The following is an 18,992-nucleotide window of genomic DNA, read 5'->3' as shown; positions in this document are numbered from 1 at the left end:
AAGCAATCAGCCAGCATAAAAAAAGCAGGCCAAAGCCTGCTGTTTTTTATCGTACAATTTTAGTCACACTATTTAAGCTTTTGTTCAACTACTGGGTAGTGATCCCACACCTGCTTATCAGCAAGTGAGCGAACCAGCTTAATGTATTCTGCATGCGTCCAAGCAAGTGGGGTCGCTGAATTTGTTCCTTCTCCAAATTCATAGCCTTTAGGGTTTACACCCACGTTATCCCATACTTGCTCCGGTAACATCATTCCCTCATTAGCAAATAGCTCCATCCCTTTGACATAGGTTTGTTTAATGTGCTGCACCTTTTGCGTTGACAGATTATTACTCAGTGATGCGGCTGCAATTTCATAATGACCACGTTCTCCGGTGAAGAAAGGCCATACTCGACCACGCTGCCCTGGCGCATTTTTTCCACCTTGCGCGTAATTGTTACCCGTCACTTCATCTTCGCCGTAACCATCGTTACCATAACGACGATAGCCTGGGTAACTTCCCTCTACACCATCGAAAGTAAAACTGTATTTTACTCGTAGGTTATCAACCATGCTTTCATCTTCATATTCTGGCAATGTTGCCAAAATACTCGGTGCATCAGCTGCACGTACACCGTATCGTACAAGCTCTAGGAAGCCGCCATCAATAATGGCTTTTTTATTCATCCCTTCACGGCCATTATTGCTGTTTATTTTACTATTGCTGTTTGGGTTTGAGTCTTGACCAATTCTGAAGAAGTAATGTCCGTCACTGGCCTGACTCTGCGCCTGCTCTTTGAGCACACCTTCAGTGGTAAACATCAATGCTTCAACTTGCTTATCATATTGTTGAGCCACTTCCAGATAGCGCTCAGCCGCTGCAATATCACCGCTACGTTTGGCGATTTCAGAAGCCGTTACCAAACCTGAGATCACCGCTGCGGTGGTTGAAGGAGAGTAACCATTTTGCTCTTCCCAACGCTCTTGCTGCGTACTTGGCGGTGTAATTTGCGTATCATTCCAAAGGATCTTGGCCTTGCCACCGTGTACTAAAAAGTCAGCTGCTGGTTTAAGCATCTTGGTATACCAATAACCGAGCTCTTGCTCCGTTAACACTTTGGCCTGATAAAGCTTCCACGCCAGCATAATCGGCATGGCGGTTTGGTCTAACTGTACACCAACCCACTCCAGCTCACCATCCACGTGTGTTTTTTGTAAAAACCAACCGGTGTCACCTTGGTTGCCTGGCGTGCTGTCTTTAACTTGTACTTTTTCTAAATACTCAAACGCCGTTTTGGCTGTGTGAGCATCACCCATGGCCATAAATGCCATGGCAACTTGATAAAAGTCCCTTACCCATACGGCTTTGTATCCGGTCGAACCTTCTACCGCAGGTACCGTATCTCCCCACGGGTTTGATAGTGACGCAATCAAAGCCCCTGCATGAGTTTTATCTTCTTGTGCCTTAAGTACCATGGCACTGGTATGGAGTAATTTACCTTGGTCCGCGCTAAATTGTGCTAATCGCTGCAACGGTGCTAACTGCGATAGGTAGGCTTCCCAACCGCCATTATAGGCATCTAATACCGCTTGATAGCCCTTTGCAAGCGTCTGCTCTGCTTGCTTGGCACTTTGAGCTTGTGACTTGCCAAAGCTTAATACAAAATCAAAATGTGCCGACTGATTCACCTCACCTAACTTGCCAAGTAAACTCACGTTACCCGATGTTTCTCCCGTTGAGGTGTAAGTGTTTTCCAGCTTTTGCTGCTGCATTAATGAGGCCAAATTATCACTTTTACCAGTAAAGCCTACTGAGGCTTGAGCAAAGCCACCTTGTGCCTGCATGGTGAGATAACTATCGCCTTCATTGGCAACCAAACCTTGCTCAGTTACTTTTGCAAAGTCATTCACGCCATTGTTATTGATGTATGGATTCGCCGATACATACAACTGTAATGGTGACTTAACGGCGCTGTTAACGTGAGTGCGTACAAACAAACTTTGCCCATCTGAGTCCGTAAATACATGCTTTTCTACAACAAAGCGACCCAACTTGTCTTTGCTGGTAATTTTATACGCCAAAGACAGTGGGCGACCAGCAGAGTCCTTATGTAGATAATCTACACTGACCTCAAAAGCATCAACATCACTTTCTTTAACACTAAAAGCGTTGCCATAGTCATCCGTGCCTGTGATCACCATTTGTAAGTCTTTTAACTGCGCTTGGTGAATAAGCCCAAACATGGTCTCAGTGATCATGCCTTTTGCGATAGAGAACCAAACTTTTGATACCTCACCGGTGTGCGCCTTATCGCTATATTGCCCATCTTGGTATGCTTCATAAGACGTGCCAATCCCCGTCTTGCCTGAATAGGCCCAAAATGGCTTGTCTCCAGGCGCACCCGGTGCAACCACATCAACTTCAGTTTGGCCGTTATAAGTTGCGCTACCGCAACCTACAAGCCCCGCAGTCAGTAATGCAATTGTCAGTTTGTTTATCGTTTTTCTCATTTCTTTCCCCTAGGCGGTTTGCGTTTTAACGCGCAGTACAGATACGGCGGCAAAAATTAGTGATACGCCCCCAATCACCAACGCATAGATAGGTTGATTATCAAACAGGTGTCTTAGAATAAGACCTAAAATACTGGCAGCTAATAGTTGCGGAATAACAATGAAGAAATTGAAAATCCCCATAAATACTCCCATTTTATTGCTTGGTAATGAGTTGCTCAGCATCGCGTAAGGCAAAGATAAGATCGACGCCCATGCAAACCCTACTCCAATCATAGGTAGCCATAGCAAGTGCGGTTGTTGGATAAACATAAAGCTTATCAAAGCGCCTGCACCCAGTAATAAATTCAAACAATGCGCCCAAGCCAAACCCACTCTTTTGACGATCACTGGGATGGCGATGGCAGCAAGTGCAGCGAAGCCGTTATATGCAGCAAACAGTACCCCGACCCAGTCAGCTCCATCGTTATATGCCTTGCTGGTTACATCCGAAGTCCCATAGTGAAAGCTGGTAACCGCTGAGGTGGTATAGATCCACATCGCAAACAATGAAAACCAGCTAAAAAACTGTACAACAGCTAATTGTTGCATGGTCTTTGGCATGGTAAACACATCATAAATCACCTGATAGAAACCGCCACTAACACGTTGCTTATTCTGTAAAAAGCCTGCAACTAGCTGAACCAAGGCGAAACTCAGTAATAATGCCGCCAGCAAATACAGCTCTTTTTCTAGTTCCAATGCAACAACGCAACCTAGTAGCCCACCGCCTAGCAATGCAAACACCAACGCACCTTTTGCAAAGTTAATCACTCTAAGCGGCTCATTATTATAGGGTAAATCGCTGCTTTCGCTGTCGAAGCTAGCCAATTGCTCTGGGGTATACTCCTTGGTTTTAATCACGGTCCATACCACCGCTAAAAACAAAATAGCGCCACCGAAATAAAATGCATATTTTACAGATTCAGGAATTTGCCCCTCACTGGCCGTGTTACTAATATCAAACCAGTTGGTCATCATCCAAGGCAGGGCTGAGGCTACAACGGCGCCCACACCGATAAAAAAGCTCTGCATTGAGTAGCCTGTAGCACGCTGTTTTTCGTTAAGGTTGTCACCAACTAATGCTCGAAAAGGTTCCATTGTCACGTTAATGGATGCATCCATAATCCACAGCACACCCGCAGCTATCCATAGTGTTGGCGAGTTAGGCATAATAAACAGCGACAGCGTTGTTAAAACAGCACCATAGAAAAAGAATGGTCGCCGACGCCCTAAGCGTCCCCATGTTTTGTCGCTCCAATACCCGACGATAGGCTGCACTATCAAACCTGTTAATGGCGCGGCAACCCAAAGGATAGGAATATCATCTACCGATGCCCCTAAAGTCTGAAAAATACGGCTCACGTTACCATTTTGCAGTGCAAAGCCAAATTGAATACCTAAAAAGCCAAAACACATATTCCAGATTTGCCAAAAGCTTAAGTTCGGTTTTTGTTGTTGCATGGCTAATCCTCAAGTAAATAAACCACACTTGCGCGTGGAGCTAAATTAATCGTAATTTGGCCATCTTCTATCGTTTGCACAGGATGGTTTTCCAATAAATCACGTACTGTTGTGTTGTTGTTTTGTTGCCAATCATTGGGCAAGCTTAAACTGACAGTATGTGAATGATTTGCATCAAAGTTGCTGGCAACCACCATTCTTTGTGTTGCGTATTGGCGAGCAAATGCCATTACACGTTGCTTTGCTTGGGCATTATCAGTATCAACCACCACTGGCAGTAAGTTCCCAGCAACCACAACTGGTAAGGTACTAAGCGACATCAGCTTAACGTAATAGGCACGCAGTGATTGCTGAGCTTGGCTCAACTGACCACCATCAAACTTACCGCCATTCATCCATGCCTGATGGGCAGGTACACCAATGTAGTCAAAAATGCTGGTGCGGCTTGGTTTACCAAAACCCGCATCTTCTGAGCCATCTTCACCGACCGTTTGCCCAAAATACAACATAGTCGGGGCTTTGCTGATCAAGTGCGACACCACCATTGCAGGCTTACCCATACGAGCATCCCCTGCAAATTCAGCACTGGCAATACGTTGTTCATCATGATTTTCTAAAAAGTGCAGCATGTGCTTGGCAATATCTTGAACGCTGTGCTGCGCTGCCAAAACATCCTGCGCATGGCCTGTTTGCTGCATTAGCGCTTTCAAGCTGTCGTAGAAACCGACTTTGTCATACAGGTAATCCATTTTTCCTTGCTGGATATAGTCACGATACAGCGCGGGGTTATACACCTCAGCAAGAATAAAGGCTTGTGGGTTTTTCATTTTGATTGAAGCATTTAAAAAGCTCCAAAACTCCACAGGCACCATTTCCGCCATATCGTAGCGAAATCCATCAACGCCTCGGTTTAACCAGAAATAGGCAATATCTCGAAACTTATACCAGCTATCAGGTAATTCATGTTGCTGCCAAAATTCATAGTGTGCCTGAATATCGCGCTGTGCATAATCCGCAGGTAGGCGAGGAAAATCATAACTGCCGTCGGGCTTCACCCCGTAATTCACTTTAACGGTTTCGTACCAGTCGTTAATATCTGGCTGCGCTGCACGTGCGCCATTGCCAGTCCATTTAGCAGGAGACTCGCTAAATTGACCATCACTTTGCTCGTGCGGCTCTCCCCCCAAAGGCTGGTAATCTGGCGACACTGGCACTTTAAAATCTTCGCCCACCACATAGTAAAAGTTGTTATCCCGTGCATAAGTTCGCGTTGTATCATCATTTTCGCCAAAGTCTTTAACCCCATCGGGGGCCGACATGGATTGATAGTTACGGGCAACATGGTTGGGCACAATATCAATGATCACTTTCATTCCCGCTTGATGAGTGCGAGTAATCAAAGCATCAAACTCAGCCAAACGTTGACTTGGGTCTAGTGCTAAGTCTGGGTTAACGTTGTAATAGTCTTTAACGGCATACGGTGAACCCGCGCGACCTTTAACAACATCAGGGTCATCAGCAGCGATACCAAATTTGCTATGATCGGTCACCAATGCATGGTGTAACACTCCGGTATACCAAATATGGGTTGTACCGAGTGCTTTGATCTCTTGCAAAGCTTTTGGAGTAAAGTCAGCAAACTTACCCACACCATTTTGCTCTACGGTGCCCCAAGGCACATTTGTGGTTTGTTGATTTCCAAATAAACGAGTGAATACTTGGTAAACAACTGGCTTACTCACTGCTGCCTGAGTGCTTTGAGGCTCGCTTTGATGACTCGCCTGAGTATTTTTCTGTGGCTCGGAACAGCCCAGTATCAACACGCTCGACGCCGCACTCAATACACAATATCTTAGCGTGTTAAATACAGCCTTAGATTTTAAATTTCTCATTGCACTTGTTGTCACTTGTTGTTGTCATAATGTGGCTTATTGCAGTCTACCTTGGCTTATAACTGAGGTTGAACCTTCTGCATACGTATTCACCACAAGGATTCATATGCTAGTCATGCTTTAGCAGTAGTACCCTTGCACTCATTTTCGGTATTTCTATGTTGTCCAGTACCTCTACCTGAGAGTGTGTGAGTAAATCCCGCGCGGTTTTTACCCCCTGTAGTACTTCTTGATAACGGGCCGTGCTGACTGTTGCTGGCGCTTGGTTCTTATTCAGTAACACCAAAATGCTGTGCGACTTTGCACGTCGAACATAGCTGTATACGCCATCATAAGGGCTAAAATGTATCAGCTCGCCATCGCTCAGCGCGGTGTATTTTTTTCTTAATTGCGCCAGATGCTGTACATAGCTTTGCATTGTTTTTTGCGCCTTGCTTAGCCCTTTGCCTGACACCGCATCGTGCTTGTGGCCTTGAAATCCGCCAGGAAAATCAATTCTGATATCACCATGATCATTTGAGCCTGTGTTATCAAGCAATACTTCAGTGCCGTAGTAAATCTGTGGAATACCCCGAGTAGTTAGCAACAAAGTCATGGCTAGTTTTGTTTTGTCCAAGTCCTGACCCAACTCAGTAAATATCCGGCTCATGTCATGGTTATCTAAAAACGTCAGCAAATTACCTGTGTCTGGGTAAAGAAAGTCATTCGCTATGGACTGATATACTCTTATCCATCCTGTGTTCCAGCTTTCTGCTTCATTTAAAGCCTTAACCAGCGACGCTTGTAATGAAAAGTCCATCACACTCACGAGCTCAGAGGTGTAGCCATCTTGATTGACCTTGCCGCGCTGCCAGTAGGAAGTAATAGCGGGATTAGTGCTCCACTCTTCACCAACAATATTAAAGTTGGGATATTCATTCATTAGACGCTCGGTCCACTTGGCAAGAAAACTTTTATCAGAATATGAATATGTATCAACACGAATACCGCTTAAGTTGGCATACTCTACCCACCAAATCGCATTTTGTATGAGGTAAGTCGCCAAAAGTGGTTGTCTCTGATTGAGATCCGGCATGGTGGGTACAAACCAGCCATCATTGAATTGCTTTTTATCAAACTCACTGGCGTGGGGGTCTTGAATTGTTTGTCTGGCATGGCTTGTGCCGCTAAATTCACCAGCAAAGTTAAGCCAATCTGCGGTTGGTTTATCTTTAACCCACCAATGATTTAAGCCACTGTGATTAAGCACCATATCCATGATCACGCCAATCCCTCGACTCGCTGCGGCTTGCGTTAAGATGCGATACTGCTCGTTGCTCCCCATACGGGGGTCGATTTTATAAAAGTCTGTTAGTGCATAGCCATGGTAAGAATATTCACTCATGTTATTTTCACGCACTGGGGTCAACCACAATTGTGTGAACCCCATATCCTTTATGTAATCCAGACGGTCGATAATCCCCTGTAGGTCTCCGCCGTGACGCCCTCCTTTAAAATCCGGCTGTGGGCCTTCCAACATACCAGCGACACTGTCATTGTCTGGATTGCCATTGGCAAACCTATCAGGATTGATTAAGTAAATGATATCTTTACTGGAGAACCCTTGACGCGCAGCACTTTGAGGCTGACGGCTGTGTAATGGGTAGCGAAGCACATCACTTGTGTGTTGAGAAATGATATCAAAAATCAACTCACCAGCTTGCGCATGTTCATCAATATGCAAGTTTATAAAAGCGTAGTTGTCGCTGTCTCCTCGCTCCACCCCTACCAACTTAACGCCTTCGTAACTACGCAGGCTTACCTTGGCATTGGCGACGCTCACCTGCCTAACCATAATTTGCAAGGCTGGATGCTGCATACCCACCCACCAATTTTGTGGTTCGACTTGATAGGCGTTTATCGCTTCGTGACGCATCAAACAACACGTTGCAAACAGCAGATATAAAATTGTAAGACTCGCTTTCATAACTTAGAGGTCCGTCAAAAATTGTGTGTGGGTAGGCATGGCTGTTACTGTTTGTTCGATTAAGGTTTTGAGGCTGCTAAATAACTCCATCCTTTGTTGGTCGCTCAGCGCATGTAATAACGGATGTAGTTGTTTTGGTTTTAGCCCCTGACCGATGAATACCTGTTGCCATGCTACTTCGGCAAATAATTCGTCATCTTCACGCAGTAGCTTTCCCGTTTCTTTAAACAGGGTAATTTTTTGCAGCAAACTTTCAGGGATATTCATACTTTCACATTGACGCCAAAAATCAGAATCTCTTCGTTCATTGAGTTTGTAATGTAAAATAATAAAGTCGCGAATACGCTCAAACTCTGTTTTCGACTGCTGGTTGTATAGCGCGACCTGGCTTTGCTCAATACCATTGTGAGGAAACAACTTAACCAAGCGCACAATGGCAGTTTGAATTAAATGAATACTGGTTGATTCGAGCGGTTCTAAAAAGCCACTAGAGAGTCCAATTGCCACTACGTTTTTGTGCCAAGGCGTCAGCCGTCGCCCTGTTCTAAAACGAATTAACTTAGGTTCTGCTAATGCCTTACCGGGTAAATTGCTCAGTAGCTTGTCTTTGGCCTGCTCATCGCTCATATGCTTACTGGCATAGACCAAACCGTTGCCGACCCGATGTTGTAGGGGAATTTGCCACTGCCAGCCCGCTTCATGTGCTATGGAGCGAGTGTAGGGCGCAATGTGTGTGCTGGCATGTTCACATGGCACTGCTAAAGCACTATCACAGGGCAGCCAGTGAGACCAATCCTCAAAGCCGCTGTTGAGGGCCTTGTCGATCAGTAGAGCGTGCATACCAGTGCAATCAATAAATAAGTCGCCGGTTACTTGCTGTCCGTCTTTGAGCTCAAGTGCTCTGATATTACCGGATGACTCATCCTTAATAACTCGCTCTACCGTGCCTTGAATATGGCATGCTCCAAGTTGCTTTGCATGGGCGGCTAAAAACTTGGCGTATAGCCCTGCATCAAAATGATAGGCATAAGAAATGCCAGGTAGTTTGGTACCGGGGATGGCGTTGAGCTTAGAGAACTTATGGTGTTTTGCGGCTTGATAATTCAGTGAGTAATCCCAAAAATCGTCACCAATGCCCTGCTGCTGCGCGTACAGCCAGTGGTTATGAAACTCGCAAAATGGGAAGTCTTTACCAATCGCCCCAAATGCGTGCATATAGCTGCTCGTTTCTGTACCCCAACCTTCAAATTGAATGCCGAGTTTAATGGTTGCTTTGGTTGCGCGAATAAATGCTTGTTCATCAATGCCCATCGCGCTGTTAAACGGTTGCAACGGTGGAATGGTTGCCTCACCCACCCCCACCGTGCTTATGTCCGCTGACTCCAACACCGTAATGTTGATAAGCTTCCCCATCACTTTGGCTAAAAAAGATGCACTTAACCAACCGGCGGTTCCCCCACCAACAATCACAACGTTTTTAATCTGTTGAGCAGACATAACACAACCTCTTCATACCTTGATACAAAAAAGCCCTTGTGGTTAAGACAAGGGCTTTACATTATCGCGTGTCAGCGATTAAAACTTATAGCTTAAACCTAACATATAGGTGCGGCCATAGTCTTGGTAATCACGCACTTGTAGTGCGTTATCACCCGAAAGCGCGGTAAACGGCTCTTCAGTGATGTTTTGAATTTGTAAGCTTACCGACAGTCCATCTAACTGCTCGAAGCCACCTTCACCAAAGTCATAGCCTAATTGCGCATCCCAAATAGTTTCACCTAAAATATCTACCTGAACGGTTTTAAATCCTAAACCGTATACGTCACCTTTAAATGCGCTACGCTTACGCATACTCGTACGCGCTTGGAAACCGTGGTTTTCATAGTAGAACGTTAAGCTTTGAATACGGTCAGACAAGCCCGGTAGCTCATAATCGTTACCATTAGGGTCTTCGATATCTGATTTCACACCAGTGTGGCTGGCAATAATACCAAAGCCTTCTAAGCTATCGTGGAAGATATTAAACGGCAATGCAACCGATAACTCATAACCCCAAAGGTCGCCACCGCCACCATTGACTTTACCTTTACCAGAACCTCCCGCATTTGGCGGAACCTCACCTGATACAGGGTCAACAACGCCAGTCATATCAATTTCGTAAGTTCCATCAAAGATCCATTCTTTTAAGTCTTTATGGAACAACGCGACTGAGAAGTAGCCTTCTGCGCTGAAGTAGTTTTCATAAGTTAAGTCAAAACCAATCGCTTCTTTTGGCTCAAGGGTTGGGTTACCACCTGACACTTCCCAGTTATTACCATTTTCATCAGGACGCTGGTTGTACTTAGCGCTGATTGACGCATTCATCTCATCAAGACGTGGGCGAGAAATTGTTTTCGCGGCACCAAAACGCACGGTTTGCATCTCATCAATTGCCAATGACAAATTCAAGCTCGGTAATAAGTGAGAATAATCATGCTCAACGTGCGTTGGTGTAGTAACCACTTTGCCATCGACAGTGTCGAAAGCATTACCCTTACCGGTTTGCTCAGTTTTTACGTAACGTAGACCCGCGTTACCTGTCACAGGGAAACCTGCGATTTCAGCATTGATATTTGCTTGTACAAACGCGGCCGTAACCTGCTCTTGAACCGTCCACGACATCGTTGCGTGGCTAGGGTTGGTCAAGCTTTCTGCCAGTAAATCAAACTGACCATCAGCAACCATAGCGCGAGAATCGTAGGCAATCATGTCACCCATGCCGATGAAGTCTAAATTGGCACTACCTAATCGGTATTGCTCTGGCACAGTTAGCATGCCAGGATTGTCAGGGTAAGAGAAACCTGCAACAGTCATGAAGTAACCTTCTGACACTTTAGACTTTTCTCTATCACGATATGACAAGCCAAACTCAACACTGCTGACAAATTCGTTATCAAGTGCTTGCTTTGCCGCAAGTTTCAATGCGTTTAATTCGTCTTCAATAGTGGGCGCGTTGATAAAACCATCTTGTAGCTGGTTTTCATATGGGTGATACTCGTATTCACCTTGGTCGTTTTCTGAACCCACAACACCATACTTTTCGTTAAGTGCTGAACTCCAACCCCAAGATAATGGGCCACCGATTTTGATTAAGTCGTAGTCACTGTAATCTAATTCATGGGAGAATTGCGCACCGGTATTGCCACCAGAAAATGTATAACCTAAGTTATCTGCTACGCCTCGCTCATTACCACGCCCCGTGCCTGAGTAGCTTTCTAAACTCCAGATCTGCTTCTCTACGCTCGAGTGGCTTGCATCAAATTCAAGCGTCAATGAGTCATTTACGTTATATTTTGTATTGAAACCAAATGCACTTAACTCAGCTTCACGGTCTTCATAGTCATTACGTACAACAACACGTTGCCCTTGCGTGATAGCACTCGTTACAAAGCCAGAAGCTTCGTCTACGGTTGCCGTTTCACCAGAAATTGAACCTTGGCCCCATGCAAATGGGATTTCAATACCACGTAGGATCTTTTCATCTTTGAAGTCAACGTATAATGCATCAAACACCATAGATAGTTTGTCACTTGGTGCCGCTTCAAAAACGAACATTACAGAGTCACGCTCAAGCGTTGATGAACGGACAAATGGCTTTGCTCCCCCTAAAATGGAGTATTGCTTACCATCGGCTTCAAATTCAGGATAGCCCCACGCATTCCAACGTTTTTCTTGGTTTGGTGACGTCATAGTGGTAAGTGCCAATGCAACACCAATGGTATCGTCAGCAAATTTATCTACATATGAGAAAGTACCACGCAGACCAGCGTCTTCGCCATCTGGATTCAACTTATCAAAGCTGGTTTTTTCATACATGGTATTTAGTTGGAAAACACGCTCATCAACACTCAATGGCTTAATGGTTTGCATGTCGATTACACCCGCAATACCTTCCGCTTCTAGGTTAGCACTCGGTGTTTTGTAAACGGTAACGCCGCTCATAACCTCTGAAGGATATAAGTCAAACTCTACACCACGGTTGTCAGAGATTGAAACTTGTTCGCGACCATTAAAAGTGGTGGCACTCTCATCTTCACCAAAACCACGTACGCTTACTTTACTGGCACGACCATCAAGACGTTGTGCCGTCAAACCCGGTAAACGAGCAATTGATTCAGCAATTGAAGAATCAGGCAATTTACCTATGTCTTCAGCTGAAATTGACTCAACGACTTCAGAAGAAAAGCGCTTAGTGTTGATTGATTCCACAACGCTGGCACGAAAGCCTTTAACTTCTATGACTTCTACTTTTTGATCTTCTTGTGCTTTTGCAGTTTCTTCAGCTGCATACGCAGAGTGTGAAACAACACCTGCACCAATTAGTGCCAGTGTTAACATACTTGGTTTGAACATAGACATAGTGTTTTATCCCAATTACCCAATTTTATTACTGAAACATCTTTTTCTATTGCGCTTGCTTGGATGACAAGCGTATCGATGCCCAGCTACTTTTGTTGTCAGGATGCATATTAGCGCTGAGCTAATTTTATAAACAACTTTATGCATACGTATTCAAACTATAGCCAACATCACCAAGTTTACATTTATTTCACACAAAAGTGCATTAACCCTATGTTTTAAAAACATTTAATAAAACTAAAAAGTGACTTCTCTGATCACAAATATATAGCGGATTTTTGCTGCAAACTTAACCTGATTTCTTTTTTTTGTCACAAAAACGCCATAACATAGGCGTGTTAAAACTGTTGAAGTTTCAACAACGATAAATTGGTCTTACCATTTTGACACCCCGCCACAACACACATTACTGGACAGTAAAAGGCTATCAGATCAGTTAAGATTAAATTGGTAAACTTTTATTACAGAAACTATATTAGTTTTTTTACGTCACTTTTTTGCTTCTAATTTCGGTATTTATGATGCATACGTATGCAACCTTTTTACAGCATTTGGGCGATAACGTATGCTTTTTGCCATTAATGCCCCATGTTGGTTAGGTTTACATAACTTCCTTCATAAATGGCAGTATTGAGCAGAAACTTGGAGAATATACATGGCTCAACAGCAATGGTGGAAAGGTGCGGTTATCTATCAGATCTACCCTCGCAGTTTTCAAGATACAAATGGCGATGGTATTGGCGATTTGCCTGGGATCATAAATCGATTAGATTATATAAAGTCACTTGGCGTAGATGCCATTTGGATCTCACCATTCTTTAAATCTCCGATGAAAGACTTCGGCTATGATATCAGTGACTACCGTGACATCGATCCTATGTTTGGGAACTTGGATGATTTCGATACTTTAATTGCCCAAGCGCACCAACGTGACATAAAAATAATTATCGATCAGGTGTTGAGTCACACGTCCAATGAACACCAATGGTTTATAGAAAGTCGTGAAAACACCAATAACGATAAGGCTGATTGGTATGTTTGGGCAGATGCAAAGCCAGATGGTAGTGCACCAAATAACTGGTTATCTATCTTTGGTGGTACAGCTTGGCAGTGGGAACCAAGACGCTGTCAGTATTACTTACATAATTTTTTGACCGAACAGCCAGATCTGAACTTTCACAACCCAGATGTGCGTAAAGCCGTGTTAGATAATGTAGAATTTTGGTTGAAAAAAGGCGTGGATGGTTTTCGTTTGGACGCGATTAACTTCTGTTACCACGATGCACAGCTACGCGACAACCCAGCAAAGCCCAAAGAGCTTCGCCAAGGTCGTGGATTTAGCGAAGACAACCCTTATGCGTTCCAATATCATTACTACAACAATACGCAGCCAGAGAACCTCGCATTTATGCAGGAGATCCGCAGTTTATTGGACCGCTACCCCGGTACCGTTAGTTTAGGTGAAATCTCATCAGAAGATTCACTGCAAACCATGGCAGAATACACCGCCGATGGCGATAAACTGCATATGGGTTATAGCTTTGAGTTACTGACAAAAGATTACAGCGCGCAATATATTCGCGAAACAGTAAGCACACTTGAGTCTGTCATGACTCAAGGCTGGCCATGTTGGGCATTTAGTAACCACGATGTAGAGCGCGTTGCAAGTCGCTGGCATCCATCAGCGAAGACTGACTCAAAACAAGTTAGCATGTTAACAGCATTGCTAGGCTCACTGCGCGGCAGTGTTTGTATGTACCAAGGTGAAGAGCTTGGCTTGGGTGAGGCTCAGGTTGCTTTTGAGGACCTACAAGACCCTTATGGGATTACCTTCTGGCCTAACTTTAAGGGCCGCGATGGCTGTAGAACACCTATGCCATGGCAACATGAACAGCCCCATGCTGGATTCAGTACTAGCACTCCTTGGTTGCCAGTTGAGCAGCAACATCAAGCACTTGCCGTTGATGTTCAGTTAAACTCAGAAGAATCAGTGTTAAAACGTTTTCAACACTTTATGGCTTGGCGAAAAACGATGCCTGCGTTGCAATACGGTGATATTGAGTTTATCGACACGCCTGAGCCGATACTCGCTTTTTATCGTCGTTACGAACAGCAAAGTATGCTGTGTGTGTTCAACCTTGGCGACCAGTCGCACGCACTACCATTGAGCGACAAGATACACACTGAGCACACTCAGTTGCAGCACCATAATGGCTCGCTTAACGAGGGGACTTTAACCATGCCAGGCTTTGGCTGCTACTTTGCAGCCGTATAATCCAAAGCCTCATAATTAAGAGTATGAAGGGAGTGTTGATGGCTCCCTTTGTACCATTACTATTAAAGCCTCAATTGCCAAAGCCTTGGCATATAACCAGCCCTGATGGACCTCGACCCCCTGTTTGAGTAAATAGTCAGCCTGATAGGCAGTTTCTACCCCTTCCGCAATCAACTTTTTGTTGAGCTTGGTCGCCATTTCTATCACCGCGTTGAGCACCGGTGATTGTAAATTATCCAGCCCGATTGAAGCTACAAAGCTTTGATCTATCTTTAATAAATCGATTGGAAAGCTTTGTAAATATTGCAGACCACTATATCCGGTACCAAAGTCATCTACAGCCACCTCAATTCCCAGGGCAACGAGCTGCTCCAAGGTATGTTTTACTTGTGCCTGAGACAACACGTCTCGTTCAGTCAACTCTATGGTAAGCGAGCGAATATGTTGCTTTGCTTGCTCAAGTGCAGCTAAATAGCTGGCGCAACTCAACAACTGCCCATTAACATTAAATGACACTTTAAGCTGCGGGTTTAACGCCAACAACGGAGCCAACTCCTGAACCGCGTTTTGTACTTGTGCAATAGAAATCTCCACGATTGCGCCACTTCTTTCGGCTTCAGGAATGAAATAAGCGGGGCCCAACTCTCCTTCACTTGGATGTTGCCAGCGAATGAGTACCTCTACGCCCACAATCTTTTGTGTTTTCGCATCTATAAGCGGCTGATAAACATTGAATAACTGGCGCTGTGAAATGGCGTGTTTTAGCTGATATTTCAAACTAAGCTGTCGTTTTTCAATAAAGTAAAGTAGATAGCTAAGCAATACCCAAACAATCAGATACGCAACCACAAGCGCCACGAAGGGAGTTGAACGGATAGTAAAAATTGGGTTGCTATTACTTGAGGCCACCACTGAAAGTTTTGGAAGCGAGGCCAGTGGCTTAGCAAATAGATATTTGTTCATGCCATCATCAAACTCTCCATGCGCCTGTAGCGACAGTTCAATAGGAAACAATGGCTGATGTAAAGGTAAACTATAGTTACCTTGCAATAGTATTGGCACCCCCGTTTGGCTATCAACGAGTGCAATAAAATCAAGCTTAGAATATTGCTGTAAATCAAGCGTATGGCGCAGCCAGTCGCTCGGTAACAGTACGTTGACTTCATAGCCATCTTGCCGCGTTCTTGCCAGTACAAAGGCTGACATTTCCATATAGTCGCTTATGACAGGGCCATGATAACGTAGTTCTTTGCTTTTGATAGGTGCTGTTGTTTGAATTGGCGGGTTAAGCACACCATAAGTGTTACACAACAACTGGCCATTATGGTCAACAATGCCAACCTCACTCATGGCAGGATTTTTAAATACCTGCTGTCTGAGCCGAAACAGTGTTTCTTTCGGACATGTAACATCGAGCGACTCAGCCTGGCGTAAAAACGAGTCAATCTCTTTCAGTTGAGCGTTAAGTTCGAAGTGCACCTTCTGAGCGACATTTTGAATATGTAATTGCTCTGCATCACGATGCTGGACGAAAAGTAAAGCGAGCAATATGCCAAACACAACAGTGCAAGCCAACCAAGCAAAAGCGATATGTTTCAACTGCTTTGCGAACAAACGTGCCCTTGGCATGATTTAAACCTCAGCCTGCCAGATATGAAAGGCGACAGTGTAGAGAAGGTTTATGACTTTTTTATGACAAAACAAAAGGCCTTGAGCGTAAACTCAAGGCCTTAAAAATAGCTTTAAACTTTTAAAAAAATATTAACTTTCTTTACTAGTACCAACTTCGACGCGAGTCTTTAGTTTTTGGCCTGGACGGAAAGTTACTACGCGACGCGCAGAGATTGGAATGTCTTCACCTGTTTTAGGGTTTCGACCCGGTCTCTCTTTTTTGTCACGGAGATCAAAGTTACCAAATCCAGAGAGCTTAACTTGCTCTCCTTTTTCAAGCGCTGAGCGGATTTCTTCAAAAAACGCTTCAACTAAGTCTTTGGCATCCTTTTTATTTATCCCCAATTTTTCAAATAGGTGTTCAGCTATGTCGGCTTTAGTAAGCGCCATATCTAGTCCCTCAACGATGCATTAAATTGTTTGGCCAGTTCGGCCACCACGTTCTCTACAACTTGATTGATGTCTTTCTCTTCGAGCGTTCTATCAACCGCTTGTAGTGTCAGAGCAATCGCCAAACTCTTAAAATCTGGCTCAATACCTTTGCCCTTATACACATCGAATAAGTTTAGGTCAACTAATTGATTTCCGCCAACTTTCTCAATGCTTTCTAAAATATCGCCTATTTTTACATCATCTGCAACTAAAATAGCGATATCTCTTCGATTTGATGGAAATTTAGACACACTTACCGCTTCTGGCAACTTACGAGTACTCAATGCATCCACTTCAACTTCAAACACATAGGCCGTGCTATTCAAACCTAGAGACTTTTGTAATTGTGGATGAACTGCGCCGATAAAGCCAACTTTTGCATCATCAAAATAAATCGCCGCTGACTGACCAGGATGTAGGCCGTCACATTGCTCTGCTTTGAAGCTAAAACGTGAGCCATCGTTAGTTAGTGCTAATAGGGCTTCCACATCACCTTTCACATCGAAAAAGTCCGCTGGACGCGATGCCACCGACCAATGCTCGTTGTGTGTGTTGCCATAAACAATACCACCTAAAACAGCTACTTGAGCAACGCCATTCTCTGCAGACTCATCTTTCAGGAACTTCAAACCATGCTCAAATAAACGAATACGAGATTGTTGACGGTTTTGGTTATACACCACAGCGTTAATTAACCCTGTCATCAGGCTTACACGCATGGCTGACATTTCTACTGAAATCGGGTGTGGTAGAATTAACGCATCTGACTCTGGGTGCAATAGCTTTTGTGCTTTTGGTTCAACGAAGCTGTAGGTAATCGCTTCTTGGTAACCACGTGCCACTAACTCGTTGCGCATACGTGACACTGGCACATTGGCTTCATTATGCTGAGTCATCTTTAATGCCGCTTTTGGCGCAACATTTGGAATGTTGTTGTAACCAAATACACGCGCCACTTCTTCAATCAAGTCTTCTTCAATGCTGATATCAAAACGATAGCTTGGCACCTGTGCTTGCCACGTATCGTTTGCAAACGTGTTACTCAACCCTAAACGGGTAAGAATATCAGAAACCTTTTCATCAGCGATGTGGTAACCAATTACTCGGTCTAAACGTTCACGGCGCAACGTTACTGACCTTTCTTTGGGTAGATCAGCTTCTGATACTGCCTCAACCACAGGACCTGCCTGACCACCAACAATGTCTAGCAATAACGCTGTGGCACGTTCCATTGCATCGTGTTGTAGCTTGTAGTCAACACCACGCTCATAGCGGTGTGATGCATCGGTATGAAGACCGTAACTACGCGCTTGCCCAGCAATGGCTAAAGGAGAGAAAAATGCGCTTTCTAGTAGGATATCTTGAGTGCTTTGTGTAACACCTGAGCCTTCACCACCGAAAATACCCGCCATGGCGAGCGCTTTCTTATCGTCAGCAATCAACAGAGTTGTTGGATTTAGCTTGGCTGTATTGCCATCAAGCAATACTAGTTCCTCGCCTTCATTAGCGTTACGTACTTTAATGCCGCCTTCAATCGCATTCAAATCGAACGCGTGCATTGGGTGACCAAGCTCAAGTAGCACATAGTTGGTTACATCAACAACTGGGTCAATTGAACGTACACCTGAGCGACGTAGCTTTTCTACCATCCAAAGTGGTGTAGTTGCATCAAGGTTAATTCCCTTGATCACACGACCCAAATAACGAGGACATGACGCACTGTTTACCAGCTCAATTGAAATCTTATCATCAATCGTTGGCTGTACTGCTTCAATCGCAACGTCTGTGACATCCACTGAATTCAATACACCCACTTCACGAGCTAGACCTTTTATACCAAGGCAATCACTGCGGTTAGCAGTAAGATCAACGTCAATTGTTACGTCGTCTAAAGAAAAGTACTCACGGATACATTGGCCGATTGGCGCGTCGCTTGGTAACTCTAAAATACCATCAGAGCTTTCAGCCATGCCAAGTTCTTCAAACGCACACAGCATGCCGTGTGAAGGTTGACCACGTAATTTGGCCTTTTTAATTTTAAAGTCGCCTGGTAATACCGCACCTACTTTTGCTACCGCAACTTTCAGTCCTGTACGGCAGTTTGCTGCACCACACACGATATCAAGTAGTTCATCTTCGCCAACATTCACTTTGGTCACACGTAGTTTGTCTGCATCAGGGTGTTGACCACATTCAACCACTTCCCCAATCACCACGCCTGAGAAGTCACCAGCAACGGCTTCTAATCCGTCAACTTCTAAACCCGCCATAGAGAGCTGTTCAGATAGAGCCTCAGTATCAATGGCTGGATTAACCCACTCACGTAACCACTTTTCACTAAATTTCATATTATTAACTTCGCT

At 44.5% G+C, this 18,992-nt stretch carries 10 protein-coding genes; 1 reads left to right on the top strand and 9 read right to left on the bottom strand.

What is annotated here, in order from left to right; all coding sequences use genetic code 11:
- Positions 1–68: 68 nt before the first annotated feature.
- From BET10_RS17310 to BET10_RS17285, 6 genes are all read right to left on the bottom strand, one after another.
- Complete coding sequence (locus tag BET10_RS17310; RefSeq protein WP_070986837.1) at positions 69–2,492, bottom strand: glycoside hydrolase family 15 protein; 2,424 nt, start codon at positions 2,490–2,492, stop codon at positions 69–71.
- Between the two features lie 9 nt (positions 2,493–2,501).
- Positions 2,502–3,995 (bottom strand): MFS transporter, encoded by a 1,494-nt coding sequence (locus BET10_RS17305; RefSeq protein ID WP_070986836.1) that lies wholly within the window; start codon positions 3,993–3,995, stop codon positions 2,502–2,504.
- Positions 3,996–3,997: 2 nt separating this feature from the next.
- Entirely contained in the window at positions 3,998–5,887 is a 1,890-nt protein-coding gene (locus BET10_RS17300; protein ID WP_070986948.1) for an alpha-amylase family glycosyl hydrolase, read from the bottom strand.
- 109 nt (positions 5,888–5,996) lie between these two features.
- Positions 5,997–7,802 (bottom strand): glycoside hydrolase family 13 protein, encoded by a 1,806-nt coding sequence (locus BET10_RS17295; RefSeq protein WP_096348965.1) that lies wholly within the window; start codon positions 7,800–7,802, stop codon positions 5,997–5,999.
- Between the two features lie 54 nt (positions 7,803–7,856).
- A complete protein-coding gene (locus tag BET10_RS17290; protein WP_070986834.1) occupies positions 7,857–9,350 on the bottom strand; it encodes a tryptophan halogenase family protein in 1,494 nt (497 codons plus the stop codon).
- Between the two features lie 78 nt (positions 9,351–9,428).
- Positions 9,429–12,251, bottom strand: coding sequence for a TonB-dependent receptor (locus tag BET10_RS17285; RefSeq protein ID WP_070986833.1), 2,823 nt, complete (start codon positions 12,249–12,251; stop codon positions 9,429–9,431).
- A 655-nt stretch (positions 12,252–12,906) separates the two neighbouring features.
- Here BET10_RS17285 and BET10_RS17280 point away from each other — a divergent pair.
- The gene (locus BET10_RS17280) at positions 12,907–14,526 is read left to right on the top strand and encodes an alpha-glucosidase family protein (protein ID WP_070986832.1); all 1,620 of its coding nucleotides are present in this window, start codon (positions 12,907–12,909) and stop codon (positions 14,524–14,526) included.
- Positions 14,527–14,541: 15 nt separating this feature from the next.
- Here the strand turns inward: BET10_RS17280 and BET10_RS17275 are convergent, their stop codons facing one another.
- From BET10_RS17275 to pheT, 3 genes are all read right to left on the bottom strand, one after another.
- Entirely contained in the window at positions 14,542–16,155 is a 1,614-nt protein-coding gene (locus BET10_RS17275; RefSeq protein WP_070986831.1) for an EAL domain-containing protein, read from the bottom strand.
- Positions 16,156–16,287: 132 nt separating this feature from the next.
- Complete coding sequence (gene ihfA, locus BET10_RS17270; RefSeq protein WP_010362644.1) at positions 16,288–16,587, bottom strand: integration host factor subunit alpha; 300 nt, start codon at positions 16,585–16,587, stop codon at positions 16,288–16,290.
- 2 nt (positions 16,588–16,589) lie between these two features.
- The gene (gene pheT / locus BET10_RS17265; RefSeq protein WP_070986830.1) at positions 16,590–18,977 is read right to left on the bottom strand and encodes a phenylalanine--tRNA ligase subunit beta; all 2,388 of its coding nucleotides are present in this window, start codon (positions 18,975–18,977) and stop codon (positions 16,590–16,592) included.
- Between the last annotated feature and the right edge of the window lie 15 nt (positions 18,978–18,992).

Source organism: Pseudoalteromonas amylolytica, assembly GCF_001854605.1.
GTDB classification, from domain to species: domain Bacteria; phylum Pseudomonadota; class Gammaproteobacteria; order Enterobacterales; family Alteromonadaceae; genus Pseudoalteromonas; species Pseudoalteromonas amylolytica.
Note: the sequence above shows the minus strand (reverse complement) of the source record. Positions and strands in the feature narration are given on the sequence as shown.

Excerpts from the sequence above, each read along its gene's own strand:
- BET10_RS17310 (WP_070986837.1), bottom strand. The coding sequence starts at position 2,492 with ATGAGAAAAACGATAAACAAACTGACAATTGCATTACTGACTGCGGGG.
- BET10_RS17305 (WP_070986836.1), bottom strand. The coding sequence starts at position 3,995 with ATGCAACAACAAAAACCGAACTTAAGCTTTTGGCAAATCTGGAATATG.
- BET10_RS17300 (WP_070986948.1), bottom strand. The coding sequence starts at position 5,887 with ATGAGAAATTTAAAATCTAAGGCTGTATTTAACACGCTAAGATATTGT.
- BET10_RS17295 (WP_096348965.1), bottom strand. The coding sequence starts at position 7,802 with ATGCGTCACGAAGCGATAAACGCCTATCAAGTCGAACCACAAAATTGG.
- BET10_RS17290 (WP_070986834.1), bottom strand. The coding sequence starts at position 9,350 with ATGTCTGCTCAACAGATTAAAAACGTTGTGATTGTTGGTGGGGGAACC.
- BET10_RS17285 (WP_070986833.1), bottom strand. The coding sequence starts at position 12,251 with ATGTCTATGTTCAAACCAAGTATGTTAACACTGGCACTAATTGGTGCA.
- BET10_RS17280 (WP_070986832.1), top strand. The coding sequence starts at position 12,907 with ATGGCTCAACAGCAATGGTGGAAAGGTGCGGTTATCTATCAGATCTAC.
- BET10_RS17275 (WP_070986831.1), bottom strand. The coding sequence starts at position 16,155 with ATGCCAAGGGCACGTTTGTTCGCAAAGCAGTTGAAACATATCGCTTTT.
- ihfA (WP_010362644.1), bottom strand. The coding sequence starts at position 16,587 with ATGGCGCTTACTAAAGCCGACATAGCTGAACACCTATTTGAAAAATTG.
- pheT (WP_070986830.1), bottom strand. The coding sequence starts at position 18,977 with ATGAAATTTAGTGAAAAGTGGTTACGTGAGTGGGTTAATCCAGCCATT.